The sequence below is a fragment of the Streptomyces sp. 2A115 genome, assembly GCF_052245575.1.
Lineage (GTDB): Bacteria > Actinomycetota > Actinomycetes > Streptomycetales > Streptomycetaceae > Streptomyces.
The window spans coordinates 87,632-112,480 of record NZ_JBQQCG010000033.1; the positions used below are offsets into that span (position 1 = coordinate 87,632).

Consider the following 24,849-nt stretch of genomic DNA (forward strand, 5'->3'; position numbering starts at 1 on the left):
GTGACGACACCCAGCCGCCCGACACCCAGCCACGCGACGCCCAACCGCCCGCCGCGCAGCGCCGTCGTCGTCGGCGCCGGCATGACCGGACTCGCCACCGCCTGGTTTCTCCAGGAAGCGGGCGTCGAGGTCACCGTCGTCGACCGCCGGCACGTCGCGGCCGGCGCGTCCTGGGGGAACGCCGGCTGGCTCTCCCCCGCCCTCGCCGTGCCGCTGCCCGAGCCGGGCGCCCTGCGGCTGGGCCTGCGCTCGCTGCTCTCGCCGGCCTCGCCGCTCTACATCCCGCCCCGCGCGGACCCCCGCCTGGCCCGGTTCCTGCTGTCACTCAGCCGCAACAGCACACCTCGGCGCTGGCGGGTCGCGATGAGCGCGCTGGCCCCGCTGAACCGGCAGGCGCTCGCCGCGTACGACGAACTCGCCCGGGGCGGCGTCGCCGAACCGACACGGCCGAGCGACCCGTGCCTGATCGCCTTCACGACCGAGTCCGCCCGCGCGCCGTTCACCGCCGAACTGAAGGCGGTACGGGCCGCGGGCCAGCACGTCGACTACGACCTCCTGACCGGTGCCGAGGCCCGAGACCTGGAGCCGGCACTGTCCGAGCGGACCGGCGCCGCCGTACGCCTGCACGGTCAGCGCTTCCTGAATCCTGGGGCCTACGTCGAGGCGCTCGCCGACGCGGTGCGCGAGCGGGGCGGCAAAATCGTCGAGGGCCTGCGGGTCACCCGTATCCGGGACCACGGCAGCGAAGTCGCCGTCCTCGGCACCAATGACGCCAGCGGCTTCGGTGGCTCCGGTGGCTCCAGCAGTACGGAGCTGCGCGCCGACGTCGCCGTGCTCGCCAACGGAGCCTGGCTGAACCGGCTGGCGGCACCCTTCGGCGTACGCGCCCCCGTCCAGTCCGGCCGCGGCTACAGCTTCACTCTGCCCGCCGACGGCCTGCCCACCGGCCCCACCTACTTCGCCGCCCAGCGCGTGGTCTGCTCACCTCTGGGCGACCGGGTACGGGTCGCCGGAATGATGGAGTTCACCGCTCCCGACCGGCCCGCGGACCCGCGCCGCGTCCAGGCCGTCATCGACGCGGCACGCCCCCTGCTGCCCGGCGCCGACTTCAGCCGCCGTACCGACGAATGGGCGGGCCCGCGCCCGTGCACGGCGGACGGGCTGCCCCTCGTGGGCCCGACCCGCTCACCGCGCGTCCATGTCTGCGGCGGCCACGGGATGTGGGGCATCGCCCTGGGCCCGCTGAGCGGCAGACTCCTCGCCGAATCGATCGTGACCGGGCAGAGCCCGGCCGAACTCTCCGCCCTGCATCCACTCCGCTGAGGCGCTCCCGGCCCGCGACGGTACGTGACGGGCGCGGAGGCGGGTCGTTGGACCGGAACGTCGAGCAGTGAACGTCACCGACGAGAACTGCATCCACCTCCGCAACGGCCCCTTCTGCCCGTCCTGCCCGTCCTGCCCCAGGAACAGCCTCCATGCCCGTACCGCCGTCCTCCGTACTGTCCCCGGCCCAGCCGCCAGGGCCGGGCCTCCGCGACGTCTCCGCAGGGCCCGCGTACCGGTCCCTTCTGCCCCTCCGGCTCTGGGCCGTTCGGCTTCGGACGTCTCGGGTCCCGGTCGTCGCAGTCCTCGCCGTCATCCCGCTGTACGGGGTGTGGGCCGTGTTTCTCGCGACGGGTGGCGGCGATCTCGCCGCCCAGTACGCATGGGCGGGATTCGCCGCCCGGAATCCGGACACGGCGTACGGACTGTTCTGGTACGGCGGCACGCACACCGCCAACTACAGCGTGCTGTCGCCCCCGTTGATGGCGGTGTTCGGCGTGCGTACCGTCTCCGTCCTCTCCGGGGTGGCCGCCACCTGGCTGCTGGGCTCTCTGCTGGAGCGGACCGTCAGCCGGGCGCCGCTGTGGCCCGCGCTGCTCGGCGCGCTCGGGCTCTGGGCCAACGTCGCGTCGGGGCGTACCACGTTCGCCCTCGGGCTGGCCTTCGGACTCGCGGGCCTCCTAGGGGGCCGCCAGGAGCAGCCGGACCGCCTCGCCGCCGGTGCCGTGGGCGCGCTGCTCGCCACCCTGGCCAGCCCGGTGGCCGGGCTCTTCCTGCTGGTCGCCGGTGCCGGGTATCTCCTCGACCGCCGGCAGTACGCGAAGTGCCTCGCGCTCGCCCTGCCGCCCGTCGCCGTCGGCCTCGTGACGACCGTGCTGTTCCCCTTCCAGGGCGAACAGCCCATGCCCGTCGGCCGGACGGTCCTGCCGCTGCTCCTGGCCGCCGCCGTGGCATGGGCGGCTCCCCGCGACTGGCGGGTGGTGCGGGCCGGGGCGGCCGTGTACGCCGTCGGGGTGGTACTGACCTGTCTGATCCCGTCGCCGATCGGCACGAATGTGGAGCGGCTCGCGACGCTCTTCGCTCCCGCGGTGCTGCTCGCGTCCCTGCTGAGCACTCGATGCGACGCCGTCCGATCCGGCACCGCGCGTGCCGCGCGTGCCACCCCGGCCGCCATGCACCGGATCCGCCTGCTCGCGCTCGCTCTCGCGCTCGCCGTATCGGTCACCTGGACCGCCATGAACACGGTCAACGACCTGCGGGTCACCACATCGGTACCGGCCTGGGCCAGGCACACCGCCGGCGTACTCGCCGAACTCGACCGGTTGCACGCCGATCGGGACCGGGTCGAGGTGGTGCCCGCCCGCAACCACCGAGAAGCCACCCTCTTCGCCCCGCACGCGCAGCTGATGCGGGGCTGGAACCGGCAGCTGGACGTCGAGCGGGGGCGGCTGTTCTACGAGGACGGGCTCGACGCCCCGCGCTACCACGCCTGGCTGCGTCACTGGGCCGTCGGGTACGTCGTCGTGCCGGACGGAACACCCGACGGTCCCGCCGAGCACGAGGCCGCCCTGGTCACCTCCGGGCAGGACTGGCTGAAGCCCGTCTGGCACGACGCACACTGGCGGATCTACCGCGTCAGGGACTCGCAACCGCTCGCCTCGGCACCGGCCCGGGTGGTCCGGGCCGGCGAGGCGGACGTGGTGCTGCGGGTGCCGCGCGCCGGGGCGGTGACCGTACGGGTCCAGTACTCGCCGTGGCTACGGGCGGAGGGAGCCTGCGTACGCCCGAAGGGCCCCTGGACGGAGCTGACCGTGCCACGGGCGGGTGTGTACCGGCTGGATTCCAGTTATGTGGAGGGGCGCACGGCTGAGGACGGTTGCCTGCCGTCGCCGGGTGAGGAGCTCTTGGAGGGCTGAAGAGCCAGGGCTGAAGCTCCGAGACAGCGACGGGCCCGCCCGCCGGGCCTTCTGGGCTCGGCGGGCGGGCCCGTCCGTGGTGCGCTCTCACCGATGGTTACCGGGCGGGCGTGCCGTTGGTTACCGGGCGAGCGTGCCGTCCTGCTTCAGCGTGACGTCCCGCTTCTGGGCCGCGTGGAAGTGCGGCAGCAGCAGGAGGCCGCCGCTGGGACGCAGCTCCATCAGTGTGGCCTCGACGCGGGCCGCGCCGGACTTGAACCGATTCGGCTCCGCACGGTCGGTGTTCGTCCAGCGGTGCAGGGCTCCGTCGCAGAGCGCGGGGGTGCCGCCGACGCCCTGCCATACCTGGCCCACGCCCTGGCTCGCGCGCTGGCCCACGGACGAGCTCACGAAGACGGGTCCTGTGCCGCCCTTACAGCGGTAGGTGCCGGAGAGGGTGATGGTGCCGTCCGCGGCGACCTGGGCCGTCGGGTCGACGGTCACCGTCTCGACGGGGTCGCGGGACACGGACGGCTCGGACAGGGCGTGCGCGGACGGGGCGGCGAGCAGCAGCAGAGCGGTGCCGGCGGCTGTGGCCATGACCTGGCGCAATGGCATCGGGAGTACCTCCTCGGGTGGGGGGCCTCCACAGGTACCGGCCCGGCGCCGCCGCAGGCGTGATCGTCACCCTTTGGTGGCGAGTCCGCACCGTCCTTCGGTGGCGAGTCCGCACCGTCCTTCGGTGGCGAGTCCGCACCGTCCGTTGGTGGCGAGTCCGCACCGTCCGTCTTGGGCACGTCCGAGTGTTGTCCGCGTGTTGTCACGCTTCACGGCCGGCTGTTCCGATGAGTTCGCGACGGGCGCATGGTCTATCCATGCGAGGCGACGACAACGCCGCCCGAACCCACCGCACGTGGAGGTACGCCATGTGTTCCCACCAGCCTTCGTGCCCGTCCTCCGACTACTCCGACCGCTCGGACCTCTCCGGCCGCTCGGACCTCTCCCGGCGCGACGACGCGCACATCGTCGCCTCGCACCCCGAGCAGGGCTGGTACCTGCTGTGCGACGGCTCGATCGCCTTCGACGACACCGGTGCGCTGCTGCCCGACGGCCGCGTCGTCGCACCGCACCGCGTGCCGGTCCAGCAGCTGGCCATCGCCGCCTGAGGCGCATCCGGTCAGGCCGGTACGGCGACCCCGTCGAGCTCCACCAGCGCCTGGGTGTCCCAGAGCCGGACCACCCCGATCACCGCCATCGCGGGGTACTCGCGTCCGGCCAACCGCCTCCAGATACGCCCGAGTTGGGGGGCGCGGGCGCGATAGCCCTCGACGTCCGTGGTGTAGACGGTGACGCGGGCGAGGTCGGAGGGGGTGCCGCCGGCCGCGTGCAGGGCGGTGAGGAGATTGGCCAGGGCACGCTCGAACTGCTCGGGAAGGGTGCCGCCGACGATCTTTCCGTCCGTGTCGAGTGCGGTCTGGCCCGCGAGGAAGACCAGGCGGGAGCCGGTGGCGGTGACGGCGTGCGAGAACCCGGTGGGCGGGGAGAGTTCGGGCGGGTTGACGCGCTCGGTGGTCATCGCGGCTCCTCGGCTTTCGTGGCGTACAACTCCTTGGCGATGACGGCCCGCTGGACCTCGCTCGCGCCCTCGTAGATCCGTGGCGCGCGTACCTCGCGGTAGAGGTGTTCGAGCAGGTGACCGCGGCGCAGGGCCCGGGCACCGTGCAACTGCACGGCCGCGTCGACCACGTACTGTGCGGTCTCGGTGGCAAGCAGCTTCGCCATGGCGGCACGCTTCGGCACGTCCGGATCACTTTCGTCGTACGCCGCCGCTGCCGCGTACACCATCAGACGGGCCGATTCGGTGCGCAGGGCCATCTCCGCGACCTGGTGGGCGACCGTCTGAAGGCGCCTCAACTCCCCGCCGAACGCCTGGCGTTGGTCCGTGTGCGCGAGGGTGGCGTCCAGCGCGGCCCGCGCCATGCCGACCGCGAACGCTCCGACGCTCGGCCGGAACAGATTGAGCGTGCTCATCGCGACACGAAATCCACGACCCTGTTCCCCGAGCACGTCGTCCGCCGTCACCGGGACGGCGTCGAACGTGAGGGCGCCGATGGGGTGCGGGGAGAGCATGTCGATGGGGGTGCCGGTGAGACCTGGCCGGTCGGCGGGGACGAGGAAGGCGGTCACCCCACGGGCACCGGCGTCGGGGCCGGTGCGCGCGAAGACGGTGTAGAAGTCGGCCTCGGGGGCGTTGGAGATCCAGCACTTCTCGCCGGTGAGCCGCCAGCGGTGGGTGCCGTCGGGCTCGGCGCCCAGGGGGGCGGGGGGTTCGGCGCCCAGGGAGGTGGGGGGCTCGGCGCCCGACCGGCCGGAAGGCTCGGCGGCACTGGTCGGGCCGCCAGGCTCATGTCCGACCGGGCCGCCCGCCCCGGCACGAGCGACCGGTTCCGCCCGCAGGGCCAGCGCCGCCGCGTCCGAGCCCGCTCCCGGCTCGCTCAGGGCGAAGGCGGCCACCGCGGTGCCTTCGATCACCCGGGGCAGCCAGCGCTCACGCTGGGCCGGAGTGCCGTACGCGTGGACCGGGTGGGCGCCGAGCCCTTGGAGGGCCAGGGCCGTCTCCGCCTCGGTGCAGGAGTACGCGAGGGACTCCCGCATCAGGCACAGGTCGAGGGCGCCGGAGGTGAAGAGGCGTTCGAGGAGGCCGAGTCGGCCGAGTTCGGCGACGAGCGGGCGGTTGACGTGGCCCGGGTCGCCCTTCTCGGCCAGCGGGCGGAGCCGGTCCGCGGCGAGTGCGCGCAGCTCCGCGCACCAGGCGGTCTGTGCCGGATCGAGCGAGAATGCGGACATTGCCGGTCCCCTCTCCCCTGTTCGGGCTGCACTGCGAGGCTATCGCGGACCGTTGACTGTCGTCACCAACACGATACGCTCCTTGTGCGAGCCCACCACGACAAGGGGGCGAACCGCCATGGACCCCAGGGACCCCACGGATGCCGCGCGGCCGACGACCTCGGCCCGGACAGACGCCCACGTAAGCGCTTACGCAAACGATTACGCCCAGGGCGCCGCCGCTCATGAAGCGACCACCGCGGCCATCACCACGCCCACCGCCGCCGCCACCACGGCAAGCGCCCACATCGACACCTTCCCGCGCGACCACCTCCCGCCCCCCGGCCAGTGGCCCGAGCTCCGCTTCGACCTCCCGGAGCTCCGCTACCCCGAGCGCCTGAACTGCGCCGCCGAACTCCTCGCCCGTACGGCCCCGGACCGCACGGTCTTCCGTACGGCCTCCGGCGACACGTGGACGTACGGCGAACTCCGGATCCGCGTCGACCGGATCGCGCACATCCTGACCTCCGACCTGGGTGTCGTGCCCGGCAACCGCGTCCTGCTGCGGGGGCCCACGACGCCCTGGCTGGCCGCGTGCTGGCTGGCCGTCCTGAAGGCGGGCGCGGTCGCCGTCACGGTCCTCGCCCAGCAGCGGCCGCACGAACTGGCCACGATGTGCGACATCGCGCGGGTCGGGCACGCGCTGTGCGACATCCGGGCCGTGGACGACCTCGCCAAGGCGGAGATCCCCGGGCTGCGGATCACGACCTACGGAGGGGACGCCCCCGACGACCTCATGAACCGGAGCGCGCCCGAGGAGCCGTACGCCGCCGTGGACACCGCCGCCGACGACGTGGCGCTGATCGCGTTCACGTCCGGCACGACCGGTCGTCCCAAGGGCTGTATGCACTTCCACCGTGATGTGTTGGCGATAGCGGACACCTTCGCGAAGCATGTCTTGCGGCCACATGCCGACGATGTCTTCGCGGGCAGTCCCCCACTGGGCTTCACCTTCGGCCTCGGCGGCCTGGTGGTCTTCCCGATGCGCGTCGGCGCCAGTGCGCTGCTGCTCGAACAGGCGGGCCCCAAGCAGCTGTTGCCCGCCATCGCCGAGCAAGGCGTCTCGGTGCTCTTCACCGCCCCGACGGCGTACCGCGCGATGCTGGACGAGCTGGACGCGTACGACCTCACCTCCCTCCGGCGCTGCGTATCGGCCGGTGAGAACCTCCCCGCCGCCACCTGGCAGGCCTGGCACGAGCGCACCGGACTGCGCGTCATCAACGGCATAGGCGCCACCGAGTTGCTGCACATCTTCATCTCCGCGGCCGACGAGCACATCCGCCCCGGCACCACGGGCGTCCCCGTGCCGGGATGGCACGCGCGCGTGGTCGACGACGCGGGTGAGCCCGTGCCCGACGGCACGCCCGGCCTGCTCGCCGTGCGCGGCCCGGTCGGATGCCGCTACCTCGCCGACGCACGGCAGCGGGAGTACGTACGCGACGGCTGGAACATCACAGGCGACACCTATGTCCGCGACCCCGACGGCTACTTCCGGTATGTGGCACGCGCGGACGACATGATCATTTCCGCCGGGTACAACATCGCCGGCCCGGAGGTCGAGGACGCGCTCCTGCGTCACCCGGACGTGGTGGAGACGGCCGTCGTGGGACGGCGCGACGCGGCACGCGGCGAAGTCGTGGTCGCGTACGCGGTACTGCGGGCGGGCGTCCGCCAGGACGCCGAGGCGCTGCGTGCCTTCGTCAAGGCCGAGCTCGCACCGTACAAATGCCCGCGCGAGATCCTTTTCCTGGACGCGCTGCCGCGTACGGCGACGGGGAAGCTCCAGCGGTTCCGGCTGCGTACGGACGTCAACACGGCGCGCGCGGAAGGCGATTCCCTGCGAGGGGAAAGTGATCACTTGCCCGCGGACGACGATCCCGCGTGACGCCGACGATCTAGAATGATCAACGTGTCCGAGCAGCACGCCCCCCGGTCCCTGATCGTCACCTTCTACGGCGCGTACGGCCGCTTCACCCCCGGTCCCGTGCCCGTCGCCGAACTGATCCGGCTCCTCGCCGCCGTCGGCGTGGACGCGCCCGCGGTGCGTTCGTCGGTGTCCCGGCTCAAACGCCGGGGGCTGCTCCTGCCGGCGCGTACGGCGACGGGCGCGGCCGGGTACGTACTGTCGCCGGACGCGCGCCAGCTCCTCGACGACGGGGACCGCCGGGTCTACGCGGCGGAGCCCCCGGAGGACGACAGCTGGGTGCTCGCGGTGTTCTCCGTGCCGGAGTCCGAGCGGCAGAAACGTCATGTGCTGCGTTCCCGGCTGGCCGGCCTCGGCTTCGGAACGGCCGCCCCGGGGGTGTGGCTGGCGCCGGCCCGCCTCTACGAAGAGACCCGCCACACGTTGGAACGGCTGCGTCTCGACGCGTACGTGGAGCTGTTCCGCGGCGAGCACCTGGGCTTCACGGCGACGGTCGAGGCGGTCGCGCGCTGGTGGGACCTGGCCGCGATCGCCAAGCAGCACGAGGCGTTTCTCGACCGCCACGCGCGCGTGCTGCACGCCTGGGAGGCCCGGAAGGACACCCCGCCGGACGAGGCGTACCGCGACTACCTGCTCGCCCTGGACTCCTGGCGCCATCTCCCCTACGCCGATCCCGGGCTGCCTCCCGCACTGCTCCCGGAGGACTGGCCGGGCGCCCGCTCGGCGGCCGTCTTCCGGGCGCTGCACGAGCGGCTGCGGGACGCGGGGGCGGCTTTCGCGTGGGGGTCCCCCCGCTCGAGCGCAGCCGAGAGTGGGGGAGTACCGGAAAGCCCGCCGGAAACCTGAATCCGCGTGACGTCGGCCACAATTGATGTCTCAAAGGGAACGCTCAGGTCACTCCGGCCCTCTTCTCATAATCCTTACTTAGCCTTGTGACGCATGAGTCTGATGCGCAATGTAAACCGGGCGCTCTCCGCCACCACCGGTCTCCAGGTGCGTAGGGCCGTTCCCGCCACGCCGCCCCAGCCGAAAAAGGCCGCGGCGGCGAAACCCGGCAAGCGGCCCACGCCGGTGTACCGATGTCCTGCCCCCGAGGACCTAGCGACGGACCGGCTGCTGCGGCAGCCGGTCTTCATCATGTCGCCGGTGCGCTCCGGCTCGACGCTGCTGCGGATGCTCCTGAACGCGCACTCACGGCTGCACTCCCCGCACGAGACGCACATCCGCCGCCTGGAGGTCGACTACGGCACCAAGCTGTCGCAGCGCGCCATGAGCGCCCTCGACCTGGAGCGCGGCGATCTGGAGCACCTGCTGTGGGACCGCGTGCTCCACCGCGAGCTGGTCAGGTCCGGCAAGGACTTCATCGTCGAGAAGACGCCGAGCAACGCATTCGTGTACCAGCGCATCCGGGACTGCTGGCCCGACGCCCGCTTCGTCTTCCTGCTCCGCCACCCGGTGTCCATCGCCCGGTCCTGGCACGAGGGCGACCCCGACAAGCGGACCTACGACGAGGCCGCGGCCGACGCGCTGCGCTACATGAAGGCCGTCGAGAACGCCCGCAAGGGGCTCAGCGGCGGCCACGTCGTGCGCTACGAGGACATCACCGCCGACCCCGAGAAGGAGATGCGCGACCTCTGCGCTTTCCTGGACGTGGACTTCGAGCCGTCGATGCTCGAGTACGGCAAGAAGGACGACACCCAGGTCGTGAAGGGGCTCGGCGACTGGCGGGACAAGATCCGCACCGGCCAGGTGCAGAGCGGGCGAGCGCTGCCCGCCGAGGACGAGATCCCGGAGCTCCTGCGGCCGATGTGCGAGGTCTGGGGTTACAGCTCGTGAAGCCGCACGCCGAGATAGCCGAGGTGTGGCCGCGCGACGGGCGCGTCCGGCTCGTCGGACGCATCCACGGGAGACCCGCCGACGGCGACTGGCGGCTGCTCCTCGTCCGCCGTGGCCACGCCGGGCAGCGGCTGGACTACCCCGCGCAGGTGAAGGGCGACCGGTTCGAGGGCGAGCTGCCCATCGCCGACCTGGCGGTGGCCGACGCCGCCGAGCTGGAGGAGTGGGACATCCATCTCACCGACGGTGAGGTGGAGTTGCGGGCCGGACGACAGCTCGACGACATCCGTGGCAAGAAGAAGATCTTGGTCTATCCGGAACAGCGGGTACATGGCATCGACGTGCGTCCGTACTACACGGTGAAGGACAACCTTTCACTGGTGTGCCGCAAGTGCCGTACAGGAGCCACGACATGACGGACCACCAGATCCGGCAGACCCGGAAGCGGCCGAAGATCCGCTACCTGCTCCTGCACGCGTACGGCCGCGGCGGCACCATCCGCACAGTGATGAACCAGGCCAACTCCCTGGTCCAGGCGGGCTGGGAGGTCGAGCTGGTGAGCGCGCTGCGCCGCCGGAACGACATCCAGTTCCCGCTCGACCCGCGTGTGACGGTCTCCACGGTCGTCGACCTGCGCGAGGAGGCATACACCCCGCCGTCCGGCATGGTCGGGCGCTGGCAGGACTGGCGCCGAGGGCGGCTGGCCGAGCAGCCCGCACGGCATGTCCCGAAGGGCGAGTTCGGCTACCGCTACTTCAACCGGCACGTCGAACAGCGGCTGATCGCGTACCTGTCCTCGCTGCGGGACGGCGTCCTGGTGACCACACGGCCCGCCCTCAACTTCCTTGCCGCGGAGCACGCGAAGGGCGGTGTGCTGCGGGTCGCGCAGGAGCACATGAACCACGGCACGCACAAGCGTGACGTGCAGCAGCGCATCCGGGAGGCCTATCCGCGCTTCGACGCGGTCGCCGTCCTGACGGAACGGGACCGCCAGGAGTACGAGGAGCTGCTGCCCGGCACACGGGTCGTCCACATCCCCAACGCCGTGCACTCCCTCGACCAGGTCCCCTCCGACCACCACTCGAAGATCGCGGTGGCGGCCGGCCGGCTGTTCCCCCAGAAGGGCTTCGACCTGTTGATCCCGGCGTGGGCGAAACTCGTCGAGACGTACCCCGACTGGCAGCTGCGGATCTACGGCAGCGGCGAGAAGAAGGCCGAACTGCGGGCGCTCATCGACGAGCACCACCTCTACAACCACGTGTTCCTCATGGGCCACACGGACCGGCTCGACGACGAACTCGCCAAGGCCTCCTTCTACGTGCTCAGTTCGCGCTTCGAGGGACTGCCGATGGTGATGATCGAGGCGATGAGTCACTCGCTGCCGGTGGTGAGTTTCGACTGTCCGACCGGGCCGTCGGACGTACTCACGCATGGAGTTGACGGGCTGTTGGTTCCGCCCGAGGATCCCGACGCGCTCGCCGAGGCCATGGCCAAGCTGATGGCCGACCGGGCGCTGCGCGCGGACATGGGCGTCGCGGCGGTGCTGACGGCCGCCTCGTACGGTCCCGACGCCGTGCACCCGCGCTGGGAGGCCCTCTTCGGCGAACTCCACGAACCATCCGGACAACGGCACCCCGCCGGGGACGCCGCGAAAGGACAGCACGCATGACCATCTCGACAAGGCCGCAGGGAGCCACGATCTGGCTCACCGGGCTGCCGAACGCGGGCAAGACCACGATCGCCCGCGTTCTCGCCGGTCGGCTGCGTTCCGAGGGCCACCGCGTGGAGGTCCTCGACGGCGACGAGATCCGCAGGTTCCTCTCCGCGGGCCTCGGCTTCTCGCGCGAGGACCGCAACACCAACGTGCAGCGCATCGGCCTGGTCGCCGAAGTCCTCGCGCGCAACGGGGTGTTGGCCGTGGTGCCCGTCATCGCCCCGTACGCCGACAGCCGCGAGGCGGTACGCAAGCGGCACGAGGCGAGCGGGACGCCGTACTTCGAGGTGCATGTCGCCACTCCGGTCGAGGTGTGCGCCGAGCGTGACGTGAAGGGGCTGTACGCGCGGCAGGCCGCGGGTCAGCTGACCGGGCTCACGGGCGTCGACGACCCGTACGAGCCACCGCTGGACCCGGCCCTCACCCTGAAGACGCAGGCGCAGACGCCGGAGGAGTCGGCGGACGCGGTGCACGCGGTGCTGGCGGACAGAGGGCTCGTGTGAACCCGGTGAGCGCTCATCGACCAGGTGAACGCGGAGATCGCCGCGTCCCGGCTCACCGAGCGGGGTGCCACGCGCGCCGACGACAAGATGTCCGAGGCCGCGATGGAAGACCGCAAGCGCGAGGGGTACTTCCAACCATGACCAGCACGACCATCGCCCAAATGGCGGACCTCGGTGAGGCGAGGAGAGGTGGATTCGGTCAAGTCCCCAGTGTGAGCCGGGGTTTGGGTGCGTCGGTGCGCCCGGTCTGCGGACGCCGGCGCCCCGCGCGGTAGGGCGCGGGCCACTCGACCCCGGGTCCCGTGTAGCCCTGCTCGGCCGCCGCGTGCACCGTCCAGTGGGGGTCGTACAGATGCGGCCGGGCGAGGGCACACAGGTCTGTACGCCCCGCCAGAATCAGGGAGTTGACGTCGTCCCAGGAGGAGATCGCGCCGACGGCGATCACCGGGATGCCGGTCTCGTTGCGGATGCGGTCGGCGTACGGCGTCTGGTACGAGCGCCCGTACTCCGGCCGTTCGTCCGCCACCACCTGCCCCGTCGAGACGTCGATCGCGTCGGCGCCGTGGGCGGCGAAGGCACGGGCGACGGTGACGGCGTCGTCTCCCGTGGTGCCGCCGTCGGCCCAGTCGGTGGCGGAGATCCGTACGGTCATCGGCCGGTGCTCCGGCCACACGGCCCGTACGGCGTCGAACACTTCCAGCGGGAAGCGCAGCCTGTCCTCCAGCGTCCCGCCGTACGCGTCCGTCCGTCGGTTGGTCAGCGGGGACAGGAAGCCGGACAGCAAGTAACCGTGAGCGCAGTGCAGTTCGAGCAGATCGAAGTCACAGCGGGCCGCCCGCCAGGCGGCGGCGGTGAACTGCTCGCGAAGCTCGGCGAGTTGAGTCAGCGTCAGTTCCTGAGGTGTCTGGTTCTCCGGCCTGTACGGGATCGGGGACGCGGCCACGAGCGGCCAGTTGCCCTCTTCCAGGGGTTCGTCGATGCCCTCCCACATCAGCTTGGTCGAGCCCTTGCGGCCGGAGTGACCGAGCTGCACACCGATCGCGGTACCCGGCGCCCGCCTGTGCACGAAGTCGGTGATCCGCCGCCAGGACTCGGCCTGTTGACCGGTGTAGAGCCCCGCGCAGCCCGGTGTGATCCGGCCCTCCGGACTCACGCACACCATCTCCGTCATGACCAGCCCGGCGCCGCCCAGCGCCCGTGCGCCCAGGTGGACGAGGTGGAAGTCGCCGGGCACTCCATCCTCGGCCGAGTACATGTCCATCGGCGAGACGACGACACGGTTGCGCAGGGTCAGGCCGCGCAGCCGGAACGGGGTGAACATCGGCGGCGTACCGGGCGGGCAGCCGAACTCGCGCTCCACGGACTCGGTGAAGCGGGCGTCGCGCAGCCGCAGGTTGTCGTGCGTGACCCGGCGGCTTCTGGTGAGCAGGTTGAAGGCGAACTGGCGAGGGGGCTGGCCGAGATAGCGGCCCAGGTTCTCGAACCACTCCAGGCTTGCGCGCGCCGCCCGCTGGGTGGAGGCGACGACGGGACGCCGCTCCTCCTCGTACGCGGCCAGGGCGTCCGCGATGCCCGGCCGCTCCTCCAGACACGCGGCCAGCGCCAGCGCGTCCTCGACGGCGAGCTTCGTACCGGAGCCGATGGAGAAGTGCGCGGTGTGCGCGGCGTCGCCGAGCAGCACCACGTTCCCGTGCGACCAGCGCTCGTTGACGACGGTCCGGAAGGTGGTCCACGCGGACTTGTTGGACCTGAGCGGCCGTCCCCCGAGCGCGTCCGCGAAGATCTTGGCGCACCGCTCGACGGACTCCTGGGGGTCGAGGTCCGCGAACCCGGCCGCCTCCCACACCTCCTCGCGCATCTCGACGATGACGGTCGAGGCGTCGGCCGCATAGGGGTAGCCGTGCAGCTGCATCACGCCGTGCTCGGTCTCCGCGATCTCGAATCGAAACGCGTCGAAGGCGAAGTCGGCGGCGAGCCAGATATAGCGGCACTGATGCGTGACCACATGTGGCCTGAACACATCGGTGTACGCCTCACGGGTGGTGCTGTTCACACCGTTCGCCGCGACGACGAGGTCGTACGTCTCCGAGAGCCACTCCGGATGCGGCGCCTGCGTACGGAAGCGCAACTCGACCCCGAGCGAGCGGCAGCGCTCGTGCAGGATCTCCAGGAGCCGACGCCGGCCGAGAGCCGCGAAGCCGTGGCCGCCGGAGGTGTGACGGGTGCCCCGGTGCACGATGTCGATGTCGTCCCAGCGCACGAACTCGCCCTGCAGGGCCGCGTATACGACCGGGTCGGCGTGCTCGATGCCGCCGAGCGTCTCGTCGGAGAGAACGACACCGAAGCCGAAGGTGTCGTCGGGGGCGTTGCGCTCCCAGACGGTGACCTCGCGGGACGGGTGGAGACGCTTCAGGAGGGCGGCGGCGTAGAGGCCGCCGGGGCCGCCGCCGATGATTGCGATGCGTTGGGGGTGGCCAATCGTTTCCGGCGGCTGCGGGCCGGTGGGAGCTGGGCGGTCCCCCACTCTCGGCTCCGCCCCCACTCTCGACTTCTCTTGAGCGGGGGGACCCCAATGAGCGGGAGGACTCCCATCGCGGCGGAGTCGCACATCGACACAGCCCCGCGCCCCTGAGGTAGGCACAACTACCGCCCCCTCCATTTGGGAGGTCGCTTGTCCTTGAACGCCGCGTGGAACTCTGCGTAGTCCTCGCCGTTCATGAGCAAGGCCTGGGTGGCGGCGTCCAGCTCGACGCTCGCGGCGAGCGGCATGTCCAGTTCGGCCGTGAGCAGGGCCTTCGTCTGGGCGTACGCGAGGGCCGGACCCTCGGCGAGCCGGCGGGCCAGTTCCCCGGCGACCTCGTCCGTGCGCCCCTCCTCCGTCAGCTCGCTGATCAGCCCGATCCGCTCGGCCTCGGGCGCCCGCACCGGCTCGCCCAGCATCAGCAGCCGTGTCGCGTGCCCGAGCCCGACGATCCGGGGCAGCAGATACGCGGCGCCCATGTCGCCGCCGGACAGCCCGACCCGCGTGAAGAGGAAGGCGAAGCGTGCGCTCGGATCCGCCACCCGGAAGTCGGCGGCGAGGGCGAGCACCGCGCCCGCGCCCGCCGCCACGCCGTGCACCGCCGCGATCACCGGGAAGGGGCATTCGCGTACGGCCCGTACGACCTGCCCGGTCATCCGGTTGAAGTCGAGCAGCTGGGACGTGTCCATGGACAGGGTCGCGCCGATGATCTCGTCGACGTCGCCGCCGGAGCAGAACCCGCGCCCCTCGCCGGCCAGCACCAGGGCGCGTACGGACTTCTCCCGGGACAGCTCGGCCAGCAGGTCCCGCAGGTCGGCGTACGCGCCGAAGGTGAGCGCGTTCAGCTTCTCGGGGCGGGCCAGGGTGACCGTGGCGACGCCGTCGGCGAGCTCACAGCGCAGATGCCGCCAGTCGGGCGTGCGGGTCGCGGAGCCGATGAAGGGACTCATGACGTGCGGCCTCCTCGGGCGGGGGCGGCGGCTCGCTCCGAAGCGGAGCGGGAGCGTCGGTCGCGCTACACCTCGAAGCTATCACTCATCTGTGACTGTCGTCACGAGTACGCGATAGGCCGGTAACGGAGCCCAGTCGCGAAGTCACGGCTCGGCGATAAGCCCGTAACACGGGAGCAAACCGCGGGAGTGGATCCGTTCATCTGGGTACGCAGCCCAATACCGGGTCGAACGTCCCGAAAAAAGCCCGCCTAGGGACTCTTTCCGGCCACGTCGTACCATTCCTATTGTTGAAAGCAGGACAACCTGCTCCATGAACGGACCCGCCTTGCACGAGCCCCACGCCCCAGCCTCCTGGCGTATCGCCCTGCCGCACACCTCAGCGGCCGTGCCCGTCGCCCGCGCCCTGGTCCGTACCGCCCTCGCCGAGATCGAGCACGCCGCCGACAGCGACACCGCGGAGCTGCTCACCGCCGAACTGGTGGCCAACGCCGTGGAGCACACCAAGGGCGACACGCCGATAGAGCTGGTCGTGGAACTGCTGCCCACCGGCTGCCGGGTCGAGGTGCACGACCCCGACCCCGCCCCGCCGGGCGATCTGACGGTCCCCGACCCGTCGGGCGAGCCCGACCCCTGGCAGGAGCACGGACGCGGCCTCCTGCTGATCCGCACCCTCAGCTCGTCGTGCGGCCACCGGCCGACCGAGTCCGGGAAGGCCGTCTGGTTCAGGCTGCCGGTGGTGCCCCGGCAGCGCAGGCCGGTGTAACGGACGGCCGGGCAACGGACGTAAAGCCCTTCTTCAGAACTCTCGGCCCTTCAGAACTCTCGGGCGAGCCCCTCAGGCGAGCGTCGCCACCAGGACCGCCTTGATCGTGTGCAGCCGGTTCTCCGCCTCGTCGAAGACGACCGAGTGGGCCGACTCGAAGACCTCGTCGGTGACCTCCAGGGAGTCCAGGCCGTGCCGCTCGTGGATCTCACGGCCGACCTTGGTACCCAGGTCGTGGAAGGCGGGCAGGCAGTGCAGGAACTTGACGTCCGCGTTGCCGGTGGCGCGCAGGACGTCCATCGTCACGGCATACGGGCCGAGGGCGGCGATGCGCTCGTCCCAGACGTCCTTGGGCTCACCCATGGAGACCCAGACGTCGGTGGCGACGAAGTCGACGCCCGCGACGCCCGCGGCGACGTCCTCGGTGAGGGTGACGCGGCCGCCGCTGGTCTCGGCGAGCTTCCGGGCGTGATCGATGACCTCCTCGGCCGGCCAGTAGGCCCGCGGGGCCACAATGCGGACGTCCATCCCGAGGAGCGCGCCCGTGACCAGGTAGGAGTTGCCCATGTTGAGGCGCGCGTCACCCAGGTAGGCGAAGGCGATCTCGCCGAGCGGCTTCTCCGAGTGCTCGGTCATCGTGAGCACGTCGGCGAGCATCTGCGTGGGGTGCCAGTCGTCGGTCAGACCGTTGTAGACGGGTACGCCCGCGTGGGCGGCCAGCTCCTCGACATTCTCCTGGCTGTCCCCGCGGTACTGGATCGCGTGGAACATCCGGCCGAGCACCCGCGCGGTGTCCTTCACGGACTCCTTGTGCCCTATCTGCGAGCCCGACGGGTCGAGATACGTGGTCGACGCGCCCTGGTCCGCGGCCGCGACCTCGAACGCGCAGCGCGTACGCGTCGAGGTCTTCTCGAAGATCAGCGCGATGTTCCGGCCCCGCAGGTACTGGGTCTCCGTCCCGGCCTTCTTCGCCGCCTTCAGCTCGGCGGCGAGCTCGATCAGACCGCGGAACTCCTCGTCCGTGAAGTCCAGCTCCTTCACGAAGTGGCGGCCGGCGAGGGCATGGGGGACTGTCGCCATGGGGCGCTCCAGGGTTGCGTGGACACGGACGCCTGGAATTCTATACGACGTCACACATTTCTATACGGTCCCATGTTCGAAGGCGGCACACCGGCGTCGGCTAACCCACCGGGTCCCTCACCACTGGACAGCTCATACAGCGCGGGCCGCCCCGACCCCGGCCCAACTCGCTGCCCGGGATCTCGATCACCTCGATGCCCTGCTTGCGCAGATGCGTGTTCGTGGTCGCGTTCCGCTCGTACGCGACGACGACACCCGGCTCGACCGCGAGGACGTTGCAGCCGTCGTCCCACTGCTCGCGCTCGGCGGCGTGCACGTCCTGCGTGGCGGTGAGCACCCGGATCCGGTCGAGCCCGAGAGCCGCGGCGATCGCGCGGTGCATGTGCTCCGGCGGATGGTCGGTGACCTTCAGCTCCTTGTCGCCGACGCCCGGTTCGATGGTGTACGAGCGGAGCATGCCGAGCCCCGCGTACTGCGTGAAGGTGTCGCCGTCGACCATCGTCATCACCGTGTCCAGGTGCATCAGCGCCCGCCGCTTGGGCATGTCGAGCGCCACGATCGTCTCCGCCGACCCGGCGGCGAACAGCTTGTGCGCGAGCATCTCCACGGCCTGGGGTGTCGTCCGCTCGCTCATGCCGATGAGCACGGCGCCGTTGCCGATCACCAGCACGTCGCCGCCCTCGATGGTGGACGGGTAGTCGGCCTGCCCCTCCGACCAGAGGTGGAAGCCCTCGTCCCGGAACAGCGGATGATGCCGGTAGATCGCCTCGAAGTGCACGGTCTCGCGCTGCCGCGCCGGCCAGCGCATGGCGTTGATGGAGACGCCGTCGTAGATCCAGGCGGAGGTGTCCCGGGTGAAGAGGTGGTTGGGCAGCGGTCTGAGAAGGAAGTCGTCGAGGTCCATGACGTGGAAGCGCACGGACGTCGGCTCCGGGTGCGCGTCCAGGAACTCCCGCTTGGTCATCCCGCCGACAAGCGCCTCGGCCAGTGCCGCGGCGGGCATCGTCTCGAAGGCCTCCCGGAGGTGGTCGGTGGCCAGCGGACCGTACTCCTTCTCGTCGAAGACCCGGTCCAGTACGAGTGACCTGGCCACCGGGATCCCCAGGGCCTCGGTCAGCAGGTCACCGAAGAGGTGGACGGTGACCCCGCGGTCGCGCAGCACGTCCGCGAATCCGTCGTGCTCGGCGCGCGCCCGGCGCACCCACAGGACGTCGTCGAAGAGCAGGGCGTCCTTGTTGCTGGGGGTGAGCCTTTTGAGCTCTAGATCCGGCCGGTGAAGTATGACGCGGCGCAGCCGCCCGGCCTCGGAGTCGACGTGGAATCCCATGCCTCCATCCTGACCATTCGGGCGCGTGTTCACCCGCCGATTGCCGCGAAGTCCCTGGGGGCTGCGCCCCCAGACCCCCGCTTTCGGCCTGGACGGCCTCGTCCTCAAACGCCGGACGGGCTGAAAATGGCGGGCCCCGGCCGCGAAAATTCAGCCCCTCCGGCGTTTGGCGAAACCCCTACAACCGCGGATCCACCGGCTCCGACTCCAGCGCCAGCACCCCGAACACCGCCTCATGCACCCGCCACAACGGCTCCCCCTCCGCCAGCCGATCCAACGCCTCCAAGCCCAGCGCGTACTCCCGAAGAGCCAGCGACCGCTTGTGGTTGAGGAACCTCCCCCGCAGCCGGTCGAGGTTCTCGGGACGCGTGTACTCGGGCCCGTAGATGATCCGGAGGTACTCACGCCCACGACACTTGATGCCGGGCTGCACAAGCCGCCCCGCCCCGCCCCCACTCTCGACTTCGCTCGAGCGGGGGGACCCCCGCCGCACCACGGCCTCGACCGGCTTGACGACCATGCCCTCGCCACCGCGTCCGGTCATCTCCAGCCACCAGTCGACACCGGCCTGGACCGACGCGGGGTCGCCGGTGTCGACGAACAGCCGCCGGGTGGTCTGCAGCAGCCCGGTGGTGTCAGCCGTCACCATCCGGTCGATCAGCGCGAGCTGTTCGTCGTGCGGCAGCCCCGCCAGGCTCCGTCCCCGCACGGCAAGGACCTGGAAGGGCGCGAGCCGCACCCCGTCGAGGCCGGACGTGGTCCAGCAGTAGCGCCGGTACGCGTCGGTGAAGGAGGCGGCGTCGGCGGCCCGTTCCTGCTGCTTCACCAGCAGGTCCTGTACGTCGACACCACGCGCCGCGGCGCCTTCGAGCGCGGCGACCGCTCCCGGGAACACCGCCCCCGCGGCGGCCCCCACAGCGGCGTACTGCGTGCGCAGCAGCCCGGACGCCTTGAGCGACCACGGCATCAACTCGGCGTCCAGGAGCACCCAGTCGGTCTCCAGCTCGTCCCACAGCCCGGCCTCGGTCACGGCGCTCCGCAGCCGCCCGAGGACCTCCTCGGTGACGGCGGGATCGGAGAAGAAGGGCCGCCCGGTACGGGTGTACAACGAACCGGTCACCCCTCCCCCACTGCTCGAAGGAGCGTGAGAGGTCCCCCCGACCCCGAACCGCTCCCGCGCGACCTCCGCGTCCCGGCACACCAGCGCGACCGCCCGCGACCCCATGTGCTTCTCCTCGCACACGACCCGCGCGATCCCGTCCGCCTTGTACTGCGCGAAGGCCTCCGCCGGGTGTTCCAGGTAGCCGTCGACGTGCGACGTCGCGGTCGGCGACATCGTCGGCGGCAGATACGGCATCAGCCGCGGGTCCACGGCGAAGCGACTCATGACCTCAAGGGCCGCGGCGGCGTTCTCCTCGCGTACGGAGACCCGTCCGGCGTGCCGGGTCTCGACGAATCGGCGGCCGTGCACGTCGGCGAGGTCGAGCGGGCGTCCGTCGTGGCCGCCGGGCGCCTCGGTGCGCAACGGCTTGACCGGCTCGTACCAGACCCGCTCGGCCGGTACGTCGACGAGCTCGCGCTCCGGCCAGCGCAGCGCGGTGAGCTTGCCGCCGAACACGGCACCGGTGTCCAGGCAGATGGTGTTGTTCAGCCAGGTGGCCTCCGGCACCGGCGTGTGTCCGTAGACGACCGCGGCCCGGCCCCGGTAGTCCTCCGCCCACGGGTAGCGCACCGGCAGGCCGAACTCGTCGGTCTCGCCGGTCGTGTCGCCGTACAGCGCGTGCGAGCGCACCCGGCCCGACGTACGCCCGTGGTACTTCTCGGGCAGCCCGGCGTGGCAGACGACGAGGCGGCCGCCGTCGAGTACGTAGTGACTGACGAGTCCGTCCACGAACTCCCGTACGCGCTGCTTGAACTCCTCGCTCTGCCCCTCCATCTGCTCGATCGTCTCGGCGAGTCCGTGCGTGTGCTGGACCTTGCGGCCCTTGAGGTAACGCCCGTACTTGTTCTCGTGGTTGCCCGGCACGCACAGCGCGTCGCCCGAGGCCACCATGGACATCACGCGGCGCAGTACGCCCGGGCTGTCCGGGCCGCGGTCGACGAGGTCGCCGACGAAGACCGCCTTACGGCCCGCCGCGTGTACGCCGTCGTCGTAGCCCAATTTGCCGAGCAGGGACTCCAGTTCGGCGGCGCAGCCGTGGATGTCGCCGATGATGTCGAACGGGCCGGTGAGGTGCGTCAGGTCGTTGAACCGCTTCTCGGTGCGGACCCCGGCGCTCTCGATCTCCTCCACATCCCGCAGGATGTGCACCTTCCTGAATCCCTCGCGCTCCAAGTGCCGCAGCGAGCGCCTGAGTTCGCGGGTGTGCCGCTGGATGACGCGGCGCGGCATGTCGGCCCGGTCGGTGCGGGACGCGTTGCGCTCGGCGCACACGTCCTCGGGTACGTCGAGCACGATGGCGATGGGCAGCACGTCGTGCTTCCTGGCGAGGTCGATCAGCTGCTTACGGCTCTCGGACTGCACGTTGGTCGCGTCGACGACCGTGCGCCGGCCCGCCGCGAGCCGCTTGCCCGCGATGTAGTGCAGGACGTCGAAGGCGTCCCCGCTGGCGCTCTGGTCGTTCTCGTCGTCGGCGACGAGACCGCGGCAGAAGTCGCTGGAGATGACCTCCGTCGGCTTGAAGTGCCGTCGCGCGAAGGTGGACTTGCCCGAGCCGGACGCGCCGATCAGCACCACGAGGGAGAGGTCGGTGACGGGCAGGACACGTGCCTTGGTGATCTCGTCGGTCATGCGGCCTTCTCCTCCTTCGTGGTCCGAGTGGTCATCGTGGCTGTGCTCATTGAGAAGACGGCCATCTGCGTCGGCGGCCCCACCTCGGGGTCGTCCGGCCCGACCGGCACGAACTCCACGCCGTAGCCGTGCCGTTCGGCAACCGTCCCCGCCCAGGCCCGGAACTCCTCGCGCGTCCACTCGAAGCGGTGGTCGCCGTGCCGGACGTGGCCGGCGGGGAGGGTCTCCCAGCGGACGTTGTACTCGACGTTCGGCGTCGTCACGATCACGGTCCGGGGGCGTGCGGAACCGAACACGGCGTACTCCAGGGCGGGCAGCCGCGGCAGGTCGAGGTGCTCGATGACCTCGCTGAGCACCGCGGCGTCGTACCCCTTGAGCCGCTTGTCGGTGTACGCGAGCGAGCCCTGCACGAGCTTGACGCGCTCGGCCTGCCGCTCACCCATCCGCTCCAGCTTGAGCCGCCGGGCGGCGATGGTGAGCGCCCGCATCGAGACGTCGACCCCGACGATCTCGGTGAAGCGCGTGTCCTTCAGCAGCTCCTGCACCAACTGGCCCTGTCCGCACCCGAGATCGAGCACGCGTCCGGCGTCGGCGGCCTTCAGCGCGGCGACGATCGCGTCCCGCCGGTGGACCGCGAGCGGCACGGGCTTCTCGTCCGTGTCCTGCGACTCGTCGACGGCGTTGTCGATCTCCTCGACCTCACTGTCGTCCGCCTCGGCCAGCCGTACGAGTTCCAGCCGCTCCATGGCCTCCCGGGTGAGCGACCAACGGCGCGACAGATAGCGGCTGGTGATCAGCTTCTGCTCCGGGTGCGCCGGCAGCCAGCCCTCCCCGGCCCGCAGCAGCTTGTCGACCTCGTCGGACGAGACCCAGTAGTGCTTGGCGTCGTCGAGCACGGGGAGAAGGACGTACAGGTGGCGCAACGCGTCGGAGAGCCGCTGCTCACCCTCCAGTACGAGGCGTACGTACCGGGAGTCGCCCCACTCGGGGAACTCGGCGTCCAGCGCGACCTGTTCGGCCGTCACCGTCCAGCCGAGCGGTTCGAAGAGCGCCCGTACGAGGTCGGCGCCGCCGCGTGCCGGCAGTGCGGGTACCTCGACGCGCAGGGGCAGCGGCCGTGCGGGAAGTTCGGGTTTCGCGTGGCAGACGCCCTTCATCGCGCTGGAGAACACGCTGCTCAGCGCCACGGCGAGGAGGGACGACGCGGCGTACGGCCGGTCGTTGACGTACTGGGCGAGAGCAGCGTCGGGGGCGCCGCCACGGCCCTTGCCCTTGCCGCGCCGGACCAGTGCCACCGCGTCGACCTCCAACAGCAGCGCCGCCGTGCAGCGTTCGGGGCTCGCCTCCGGGTAGAGGACGTGTGCCTTGCCATAGGAGGTCGAGAACGCCTGCGCCTTGTCGGGGTGCTTGTGCAGCAGGAAACCGAGGTCGGTGGCCGGGTGTTCTGGGGTGCCGGTGGTACTGATCGTCAGGAACACAGTGGGTATGCCTCGATATGCCTTCTGAGCTGCGGATACTGACCGTTCGGACAGTGCGGACCGTGCGGACCGGCGCTGTGGGCATCGCGTGCGCGTGCGCCCGATGCTCGCGTGCGTATGTGCCGGATGTGCCGGATGTGCCGGATGCTGTTGAAGCACAGCAGTGGGATGGCGCGCTTGGGTGATCACAGCTCCTGGCCCTTCCTCAAGCTCGTAGCGGTGAATACGCCGCGCTGCGGTAGGCCGCCCGCGCAACGCCCCTTCTTCGGCGCGCCTGCTCAACGTACAGCGAACGCCGTCGGCGGATTCGGGAATTTTCACCGCGCCGTCTCCACTCGGCCCAGGGCACCAGGGCGAACTCGGGCAGTCCGGCGGGCAGGGAAGCGGGTCAAGGGTCCGCTCGGCCCCGGTTGGTTCCGCGGCACCTGCGTCGCGTCACGCGGGGAAGGCGGAAGCCCCACTCCGTACCAGTCGGGACTTGGAAGGTGAGCGCGCCTGCAGGGGATCGGTGGTGTTTGTCACAGGCACGGCAGACGGCAGTCCTCGGCGGCAGCTCAGCGTGCGGCAGGTTCGAACAGTTCGATGAGGTTGCCCGCCGGGTCGGGGAGCAGGATCTGGCGTCCGCCCGGTCCTGCGACGACATCACCGCGGAAGGACAGACCGGCGGTACGCAGCCGGTCGATCTCGGTGTCGAGGTCGTCGACGATGAGATGGATGCGGTTGCGGCCCGGCGCGCTGGAGTCATCGGGCGTGGCCCGGGCGCCGGAGCTCGCCGGACCGGACAGCAGCAGCCGCAGCGGGCCGCGGACCACGTCGGCGAAGGCGGGCGCGGGATTGGTGTGCAGGGTGAAGCCGAGGTGGGTGGTGTAGAAGCGAACCGCGGCGGCTACATCGTCGACGATGTAGCGGACGCTGGCGAGCTCGTCGAGTGTTGTCATGGCTGGATCTCCGGGGTGGTGGCGCGGACGAGGACGGGCAGCAGGTAGCGGACACGGATGTCTAGCTCCGCCGCCATGTGCCGGAAGGCGGGGTAGCTTGCCTGGTCGTTGTCGCCGTCGGCAGCGGGATCGGGGATGCTCCAGTGGGTCAGTCGCGGCTGATCGCTGAACTCGGGGTAGACCTCACGAACCTTGTCGCACAGGCTGATCAGGTGATCGAAACGGTGGTGGGCCACCGTGTCCAGATGGCGCGGCCTCTGGTCGGCGATGTCGATGCCGTAGTGCTCGCCCAGGACCCGTACGGCGTTCGGATGGATACGCGGTTTGGGCTGGCTGCCGGCGCTGATCACCTCCACGTGGCCGCTGGTGCGGTGGCGCAGCAGGGCCTCGGCGATCGGTGAGCGGGCACTGTTGCCGGTGCACGCGAACAGCACGTAGGGCCGGGCCGACTGCTCGGCAGGCGTGGGAAGTGGCGGGCTGGGATCGAGGCGCAACGCCGGGTGCAGGGCGACGCCGGCGGCTGTCAGCGCGTGCGCGCAGCGCTCCAGATCCAGGTGGTAGTAGCTGTCGCGCCCGTCGAAGCTGCTCCGACGGGCGGTGACCAGTCCGCTGCGGCGCAGCAGTCGCAGATGGTAGGAGACCAGGTTCTGCGGGTGGCCGAGCAGGTCGACCAGCTCACGGACCCGGTAGTCACTTCCGGCCAGCGCGGTCAGCAACCGCCACCGCAGTGGGTTGGCGGCCAGACGCACAAACGCCGGGGCGACTTGCCCTGTGGGCACCATGCCACCAGAATACATCAAACCCACTTGATGGATTCCTCGGTGAATGGTGTCCGTACCGTCGGCCGGCGCCCCGCGCCCCGCGCCTCGGGCCGTACGCCGGGAATGCGCGTCCGAGTCGTACCGGCCCGTCCCGCC

The 24,849-nt window shown here is 71.0% G+C and carries 21 protein-coding genes and 1 pseudogene; 11 read left to right on the forward strand and 11 right to left on the reverse strand.

The features are described from left to right. Both ACTWQR_RS27025 and ACTWQR_RS27030 read left to right on the forward strand, forming a co-directional pair. Entirely contained in the window at positions 1-1,323 is a 1,323-nt protein-coding gene (locus tag ACTWQR_RS27025; RefSeq protein WP_443229763.1) for an NAD(P)/FAD-dependent oxidoreductase, read from the forward strand. A 152-nt stretch (positions 1,324-1,475) separates the two neighbouring features. After that, positions 1,476-3,239: a hypothetical protein gene (locus tag ACTWQR_RS27030; RefSeq protein ID WP_443229764.1), complete on the forward strand. Its 1,764-nt coding sequence runs from the start codon at positions 1,476-1,478 to the stop codon at positions 3,237-3,239. A 120-nt stretch (positions 3,240-3,359) separates the two neighbouring features. Here the strand turns inward: ACTWQR_RS27030 and ACTWQR_RS27035 are convergent, their stop codons facing one another. Next, entirely contained in the window at positions 3,360-3,836 is a 477-nt protein-coding gene (locus ACTWQR_RS27035) for a DUF6299 family protein (RefSeq protein WP_443229765.1), read from the reverse strand. Positions 3,837-4,144: 308 nt separating this feature from the next. Between ACTWQR_RS27035 and ACTWQR_RS27040 the strand changes: the two genes are divergently transcribed. Beyond that, the gene (locus tag ACTWQR_RS27040; protein ID WP_443229766.1) at positions 4,145-4,384 is read left to right on the forward strand and encodes a DUF5999 family protein; all 240 of its coding nucleotides are present in this window, start codon (positions 4,145-4,147) and stop codon (positions 4,382-4,384) included. Positions 4,385-4,395: 11 nt separating this feature from the next. Here ACTWQR_RS27040 and ACTWQR_RS27045 read toward each other — a convergent pair whose 3' ends face one another. Next, entirely contained in the window at positions 4,396-4,794 is a 399-nt protein-coding gene (locus tag ACTWQR_RS27045; RefSeq protein ID WP_443229767.1) for a RidA family protein, read from the reverse strand. Next, a complete protein-coding gene (locus ACTWQR_RS27050; protein WP_443229768.1) occupies positions 4,791-6,065 on the reverse strand; it encodes an acyl-CoA dehydrogenase family protein in 1,275 nt (424 codons plus the stop codon). The genes ACTWQR_RS27045 and ACTWQR_RS27050 overlap by 4 nt, the downstream gene beginning before the upstream one ends. A gap of 118 nt (positions 6,066-6,183) precedes the next feature. Here ACTWQR_RS27050 and ACTWQR_RS27055 point away from each other — a divergent pair, with 118 nt between their 5' ends. The 7 genes and pseudogenes from ACTWQR_RS27055 to ACTWQR_RS27085 all read left to right on the forward strand — a co-directional run. Then, positions 6,184-7,989, forward strand: a complete 1,806-nt coding sequence (locus tag ACTWQR_RS27055; RefSeq protein WP_443229769.1) for an AMP-binding protein — start codon at positions 6,184-6,186, stop codon at positions 7,987-7,989. Positions 7,990-8,004: 15 nt separating this feature from the next. After that, entirely contained in the window at positions 8,005-8,874 is an 870-nt protein-coding gene (locus ACTWQR_RS27060) for a PaaX family transcriptional regulator (RefSeq protein WP_443229770.1), read from the forward strand. 93 nt (positions 8,875-8,967) lie between these two features. Next, entirely contained in the window at positions 8,968-9,864 is an 897-nt protein-coding gene (locus ACTWQR_RS27065) for a sulfotransferase family protein (RefSeq protein ID WP_443229771.1), read from the forward strand. Continuing rightward, entirely contained in the window at positions 9,861-10,280 is a 420-nt protein-coding gene (locus ACTWQR_RS27070; RefSeq protein ID WP_443229772.1) for a hypothetical protein, read from the forward strand. The genes ACTWQR_RS27065 and ACTWQR_RS27070 overlap by 4 nt, the downstream gene beginning before the upstream one ends. Then, complete coding sequence (locus ACTWQR_RS27075; RefSeq protein ID WP_443229773.1) at positions 10,277-11,533, forward strand: glycosyltransferase family 4 protein; 1,257 nt, start codon at positions 10,277-10,279, stop codon at positions 11,531-11,533. Before ACTWQR_RS27070 ends, ACTWQR_RS27075 begins: the two co-directional genes overlap by 4 nt. Next, positions 11,530-12,081: an adenylyl-sulfate kinase gene (gene cysC, locus ACTWQR_RS27080; protein ID WP_443229774.1), complete on the forward strand. Its 552-nt coding sequence runs from the start codon at positions 11,530-11,532 to the stop codon at positions 12,079-12,081. Before ACTWQR_RS27075 ends, cysC begins: the two co-directional genes overlap by 4 nt. A 15-nt stretch (positions 12,082-12,096) precedes the next feature. Then, a pseudogene (locus tag ACTWQR_RS27085) lies at positions 12,097-12,222 on the forward strand (sulfate adenylyltransferase subunit CysD); the annotation flags it as partial. A gap of 58 nt (positions 12,223-12,280) precedes the next feature. Here the strand turns inward: ACTWQR_RS27085 and ACTWQR_RS27090 are convergent. Beyond that, on the reverse strand, positions 12,281-14,740 hold the full coding sequence (locus ACTWQR_RS27090; protein ID WP_443229775.1) for a bifunctional salicylyl-CoA 5-hydroxylase/oxidoreductase: 2,460 nt from the start codon (positions 14,738-14,740) through the stop codon (positions 12,281-12,283). Further along, on the reverse strand, positions 14,725-15,552 hold the full coding sequence (locus ACTWQR_RS27095; RefSeq protein WP_443229776.1) for an enoyl-CoA hydratase family protein: 828 nt from the start codon (positions 15,550-15,552) through the stop codon (positions 14,725-14,727). Before ACTWQR_RS27095 ends, ACTWQR_RS27090 begins: the two co-directional genes overlap by 16 nt. A 313-nt stretch (positions 15,553-15,865) precedes the next feature. On the opposite strand from ACTWQR_RS27095, the gene ACTWQR_RS27100 reads away from it, so the two are divergent. Further along, positions 15,866-16,318, forward strand: coding sequence for an ATP-binding protein (locus tag ACTWQR_RS27100; protein WP_443229777.1), 453 nt, complete (start codon positions 15,866-15,868; stop codon positions 16,316-16,318). A 72-nt stretch (positions 16,319-16,390) separates the two neighbouring features. Here the strand turns inward: ACTWQR_RS27100 and argF are convergent, their stop codons facing one another. The 6 genes from argF to ACTWQR_RS27130 all read right to left on the reverse strand — a co-directional run bounded on the left by argF (position 16,391) and on the right by ACTWQR_RS27130 (position 24,714). Beyond that, positions 16,391-17,398, reverse strand: coding sequence for an ornithine carbamoyltransferase (gene argF / locus ACTWQR_RS27105; protein WP_443229778.1), 1,008 nt, complete (start codon positions 17,396-17,398; stop codon positions 16,391-16,393). A 100-nt stretch (positions 17,399-17,498) separates the two neighbouring features. Next, on the reverse strand, positions 17,499-18,725 hold the full coding sequence (locus ACTWQR_RS27110; RefSeq protein ID WP_443229779.1) for an arginine deiminase: 1,227 nt from the start codon (positions 18,723-18,725) through the stop codon (positions 17,499-17,501). A gap of 178 nt (positions 18,726-18,903) precedes the next feature. Then, positions 18,904-21,516: a polynucleotide kinase-phosphatase gene (locus ACTWQR_RS27115; RefSeq protein ID WP_443229780.1), complete on the reverse strand. Its 2,613-nt coding sequence runs from the start codon at positions 21,514-21,516 to the stop codon at positions 18,904-18,906. Further along, positions 21,513-22,994 carry a 3' terminal RNA ribose 2'-O-methyltransferase Hen1 gene (locus ACTWQR_RS27120; protein WP_443229781.1) on the reverse strand — a complete coding sequence of 494 codons (1,482 nt, stop codon included), beginning with the start codon at positions 22,992-22,994 and terminating at the stop codon, positions 21,513-21,515. Before ACTWQR_RS27120 ends, ACTWQR_RS27115 begins: the two co-directional genes overlap by 4 nt. A 554-nt stretch (positions 22,995-23,548) precedes the next feature. Beyond that, entirely contained in the window at positions 23,549-23,932 is a 384-nt protein-coding gene (locus tag ACTWQR_RS27125) for a VOC family protein (protein WP_443229782.1), read from the reverse strand. After that, a complete protein-coding gene (locus ACTWQR_RS27130; RefSeq protein WP_443229783.1) occupies positions 23,929-24,714 on the reverse strand; it encodes an arsenate reductase/protein-tyrosine-phosphatase family protein in 786 nt (261 codons plus the stop codon). The genes ACTWQR_RS27125 and ACTWQR_RS27130 overlap by 4 nt, the downstream gene beginning before the upstream one ends. Positions 24,715-24,849 lie beyond the last annotated feature (135 nt).

Bases quoted from the DNA above. Each gene is read 5' to 3' on its own strand.
- ACTWQR_RS27065 (WP_443229771.1), top strand. From the start codon at position 8,968: ATGAGTCTGATGCGCAATGTAAACCGGGCGCTCTCCGCCACCACCGGT.
- cysC (WP_443229774.1), top strand. From the start codon at position 11,530: ATGACCATCTCGACAAGGCCGCAGGGAGCCACGATCTGGCTCACCGGG.
- ACTWQR_RS27060 (WP_443229770.1), top strand. From the start codon at position 8,005: ATGATCAACGTGTCCGAGCAGCACGCCCCCCGGTCCCTGATCGTCACC.
- ACTWQR_RS27040 (WP_443229766.1), top strand. From the start codon at position 4,145: ATGTGTTCCCACCAGCCTTCGTGCCCGTCCTCCGACTACTCCGACCGC.
- ACTWQR_RS27130 (WP_443229783.1), bottom strand. From the start codon at position 24,714: ATGGTGCCCACAGGGCAAGTCGCCCCGGCGTTTGTGCGTCTGGCCGCC.
- ACTWQR_RS27050 (WP_443229768.1), bottom strand. From the start codon at position 6,065: ATGTCCGCATTCTCGCTCGATCCGGCACAGACCGCCTGGTGCGCGGAG.
- ACTWQR_RS27035 (WP_443229765.1), bottom strand. From the start codon at position 3,836: ATGCCATTGCGCCAGGTCATGGCCACAGCCGCCGGCACCGCTCTGCTG.
- ACTWQR_RS27030 (WP_443229764.1), top strand. From the start codon at position 1,476: ATGCCCGTACCGCCGTCCTCCGTACTGTCCCCGGCCCAGCCGCCAGGG.
- ACTWQR_RS27125 (WP_443229782.1), bottom strand. From the start codon at position 23,932: ATGACAACACTCGACGAGCTCGCCAGCGTCCGCTACATCGTCGACGAT.
- argF (WP_443229778.1), bottom strand. From the start codon at position 17,398: ATGGCGACAGTCCCCCATGCCCTCGCCGGCCGCCACTTCGTGAAGGAG.
- ACTWQR_RS27095 (WP_443229776.1), bottom strand. From the start codon at position 15,552: ATGAGTCCCTTCATCGGCTCCGCGACCCGCACGCCCGACTGGCGGCAT.
- ACTWQR_RS27045 (WP_443229767.1), bottom strand. From the start codon at position 4,794: ATGACCACCGAGCGCGTCAACCCGCCCGAACTCTCCCCGCCCACCGGG.
- ACTWQR_RS27055 (WP_443229769.1), top strand. From the start codon at position 6,184: ATGGACCCCAGGGACCCCACGGATGCCGCGCGGCCGACGACCTCGGCC.
- ACTWQR_RS27075 (WP_443229773.1), top strand. From the start codon at position 10,277: ATGACGGACCACCAGATCCGGCAGACCCGGAAGCGGCCGAAGATCCGC.
- ACTWQR_RS27100 (WP_443229777.1), top strand. From the start codon at position 15,866: ATGAACGGACCCGCCTTGCACGAGCCCCACGCCCCAGCCTCCTGGCGT.
- ACTWQR_RS27110 (WP_443229779.1), bottom strand. From the start codon at position 18,725: ATGGGATTCCACGTCGACTCCGAGGCCGGGCGGCTGCGCCGCGTCATA.
- ACTWQR_RS27115 (WP_443229780.1), bottom strand. From the start codon at position 21,516: ATGACCGACGAGATCACCAAGGCACGTGTCCTGCCCGTCACCGACCTC.
- ACTWQR_RS27090 (WP_443229775.1), bottom strand. From the start codon at position 14,740: ATGGAGGGGGCGGTAGTTGTGCCTACCTCAGGGGCGCGGGGCTGTGTC.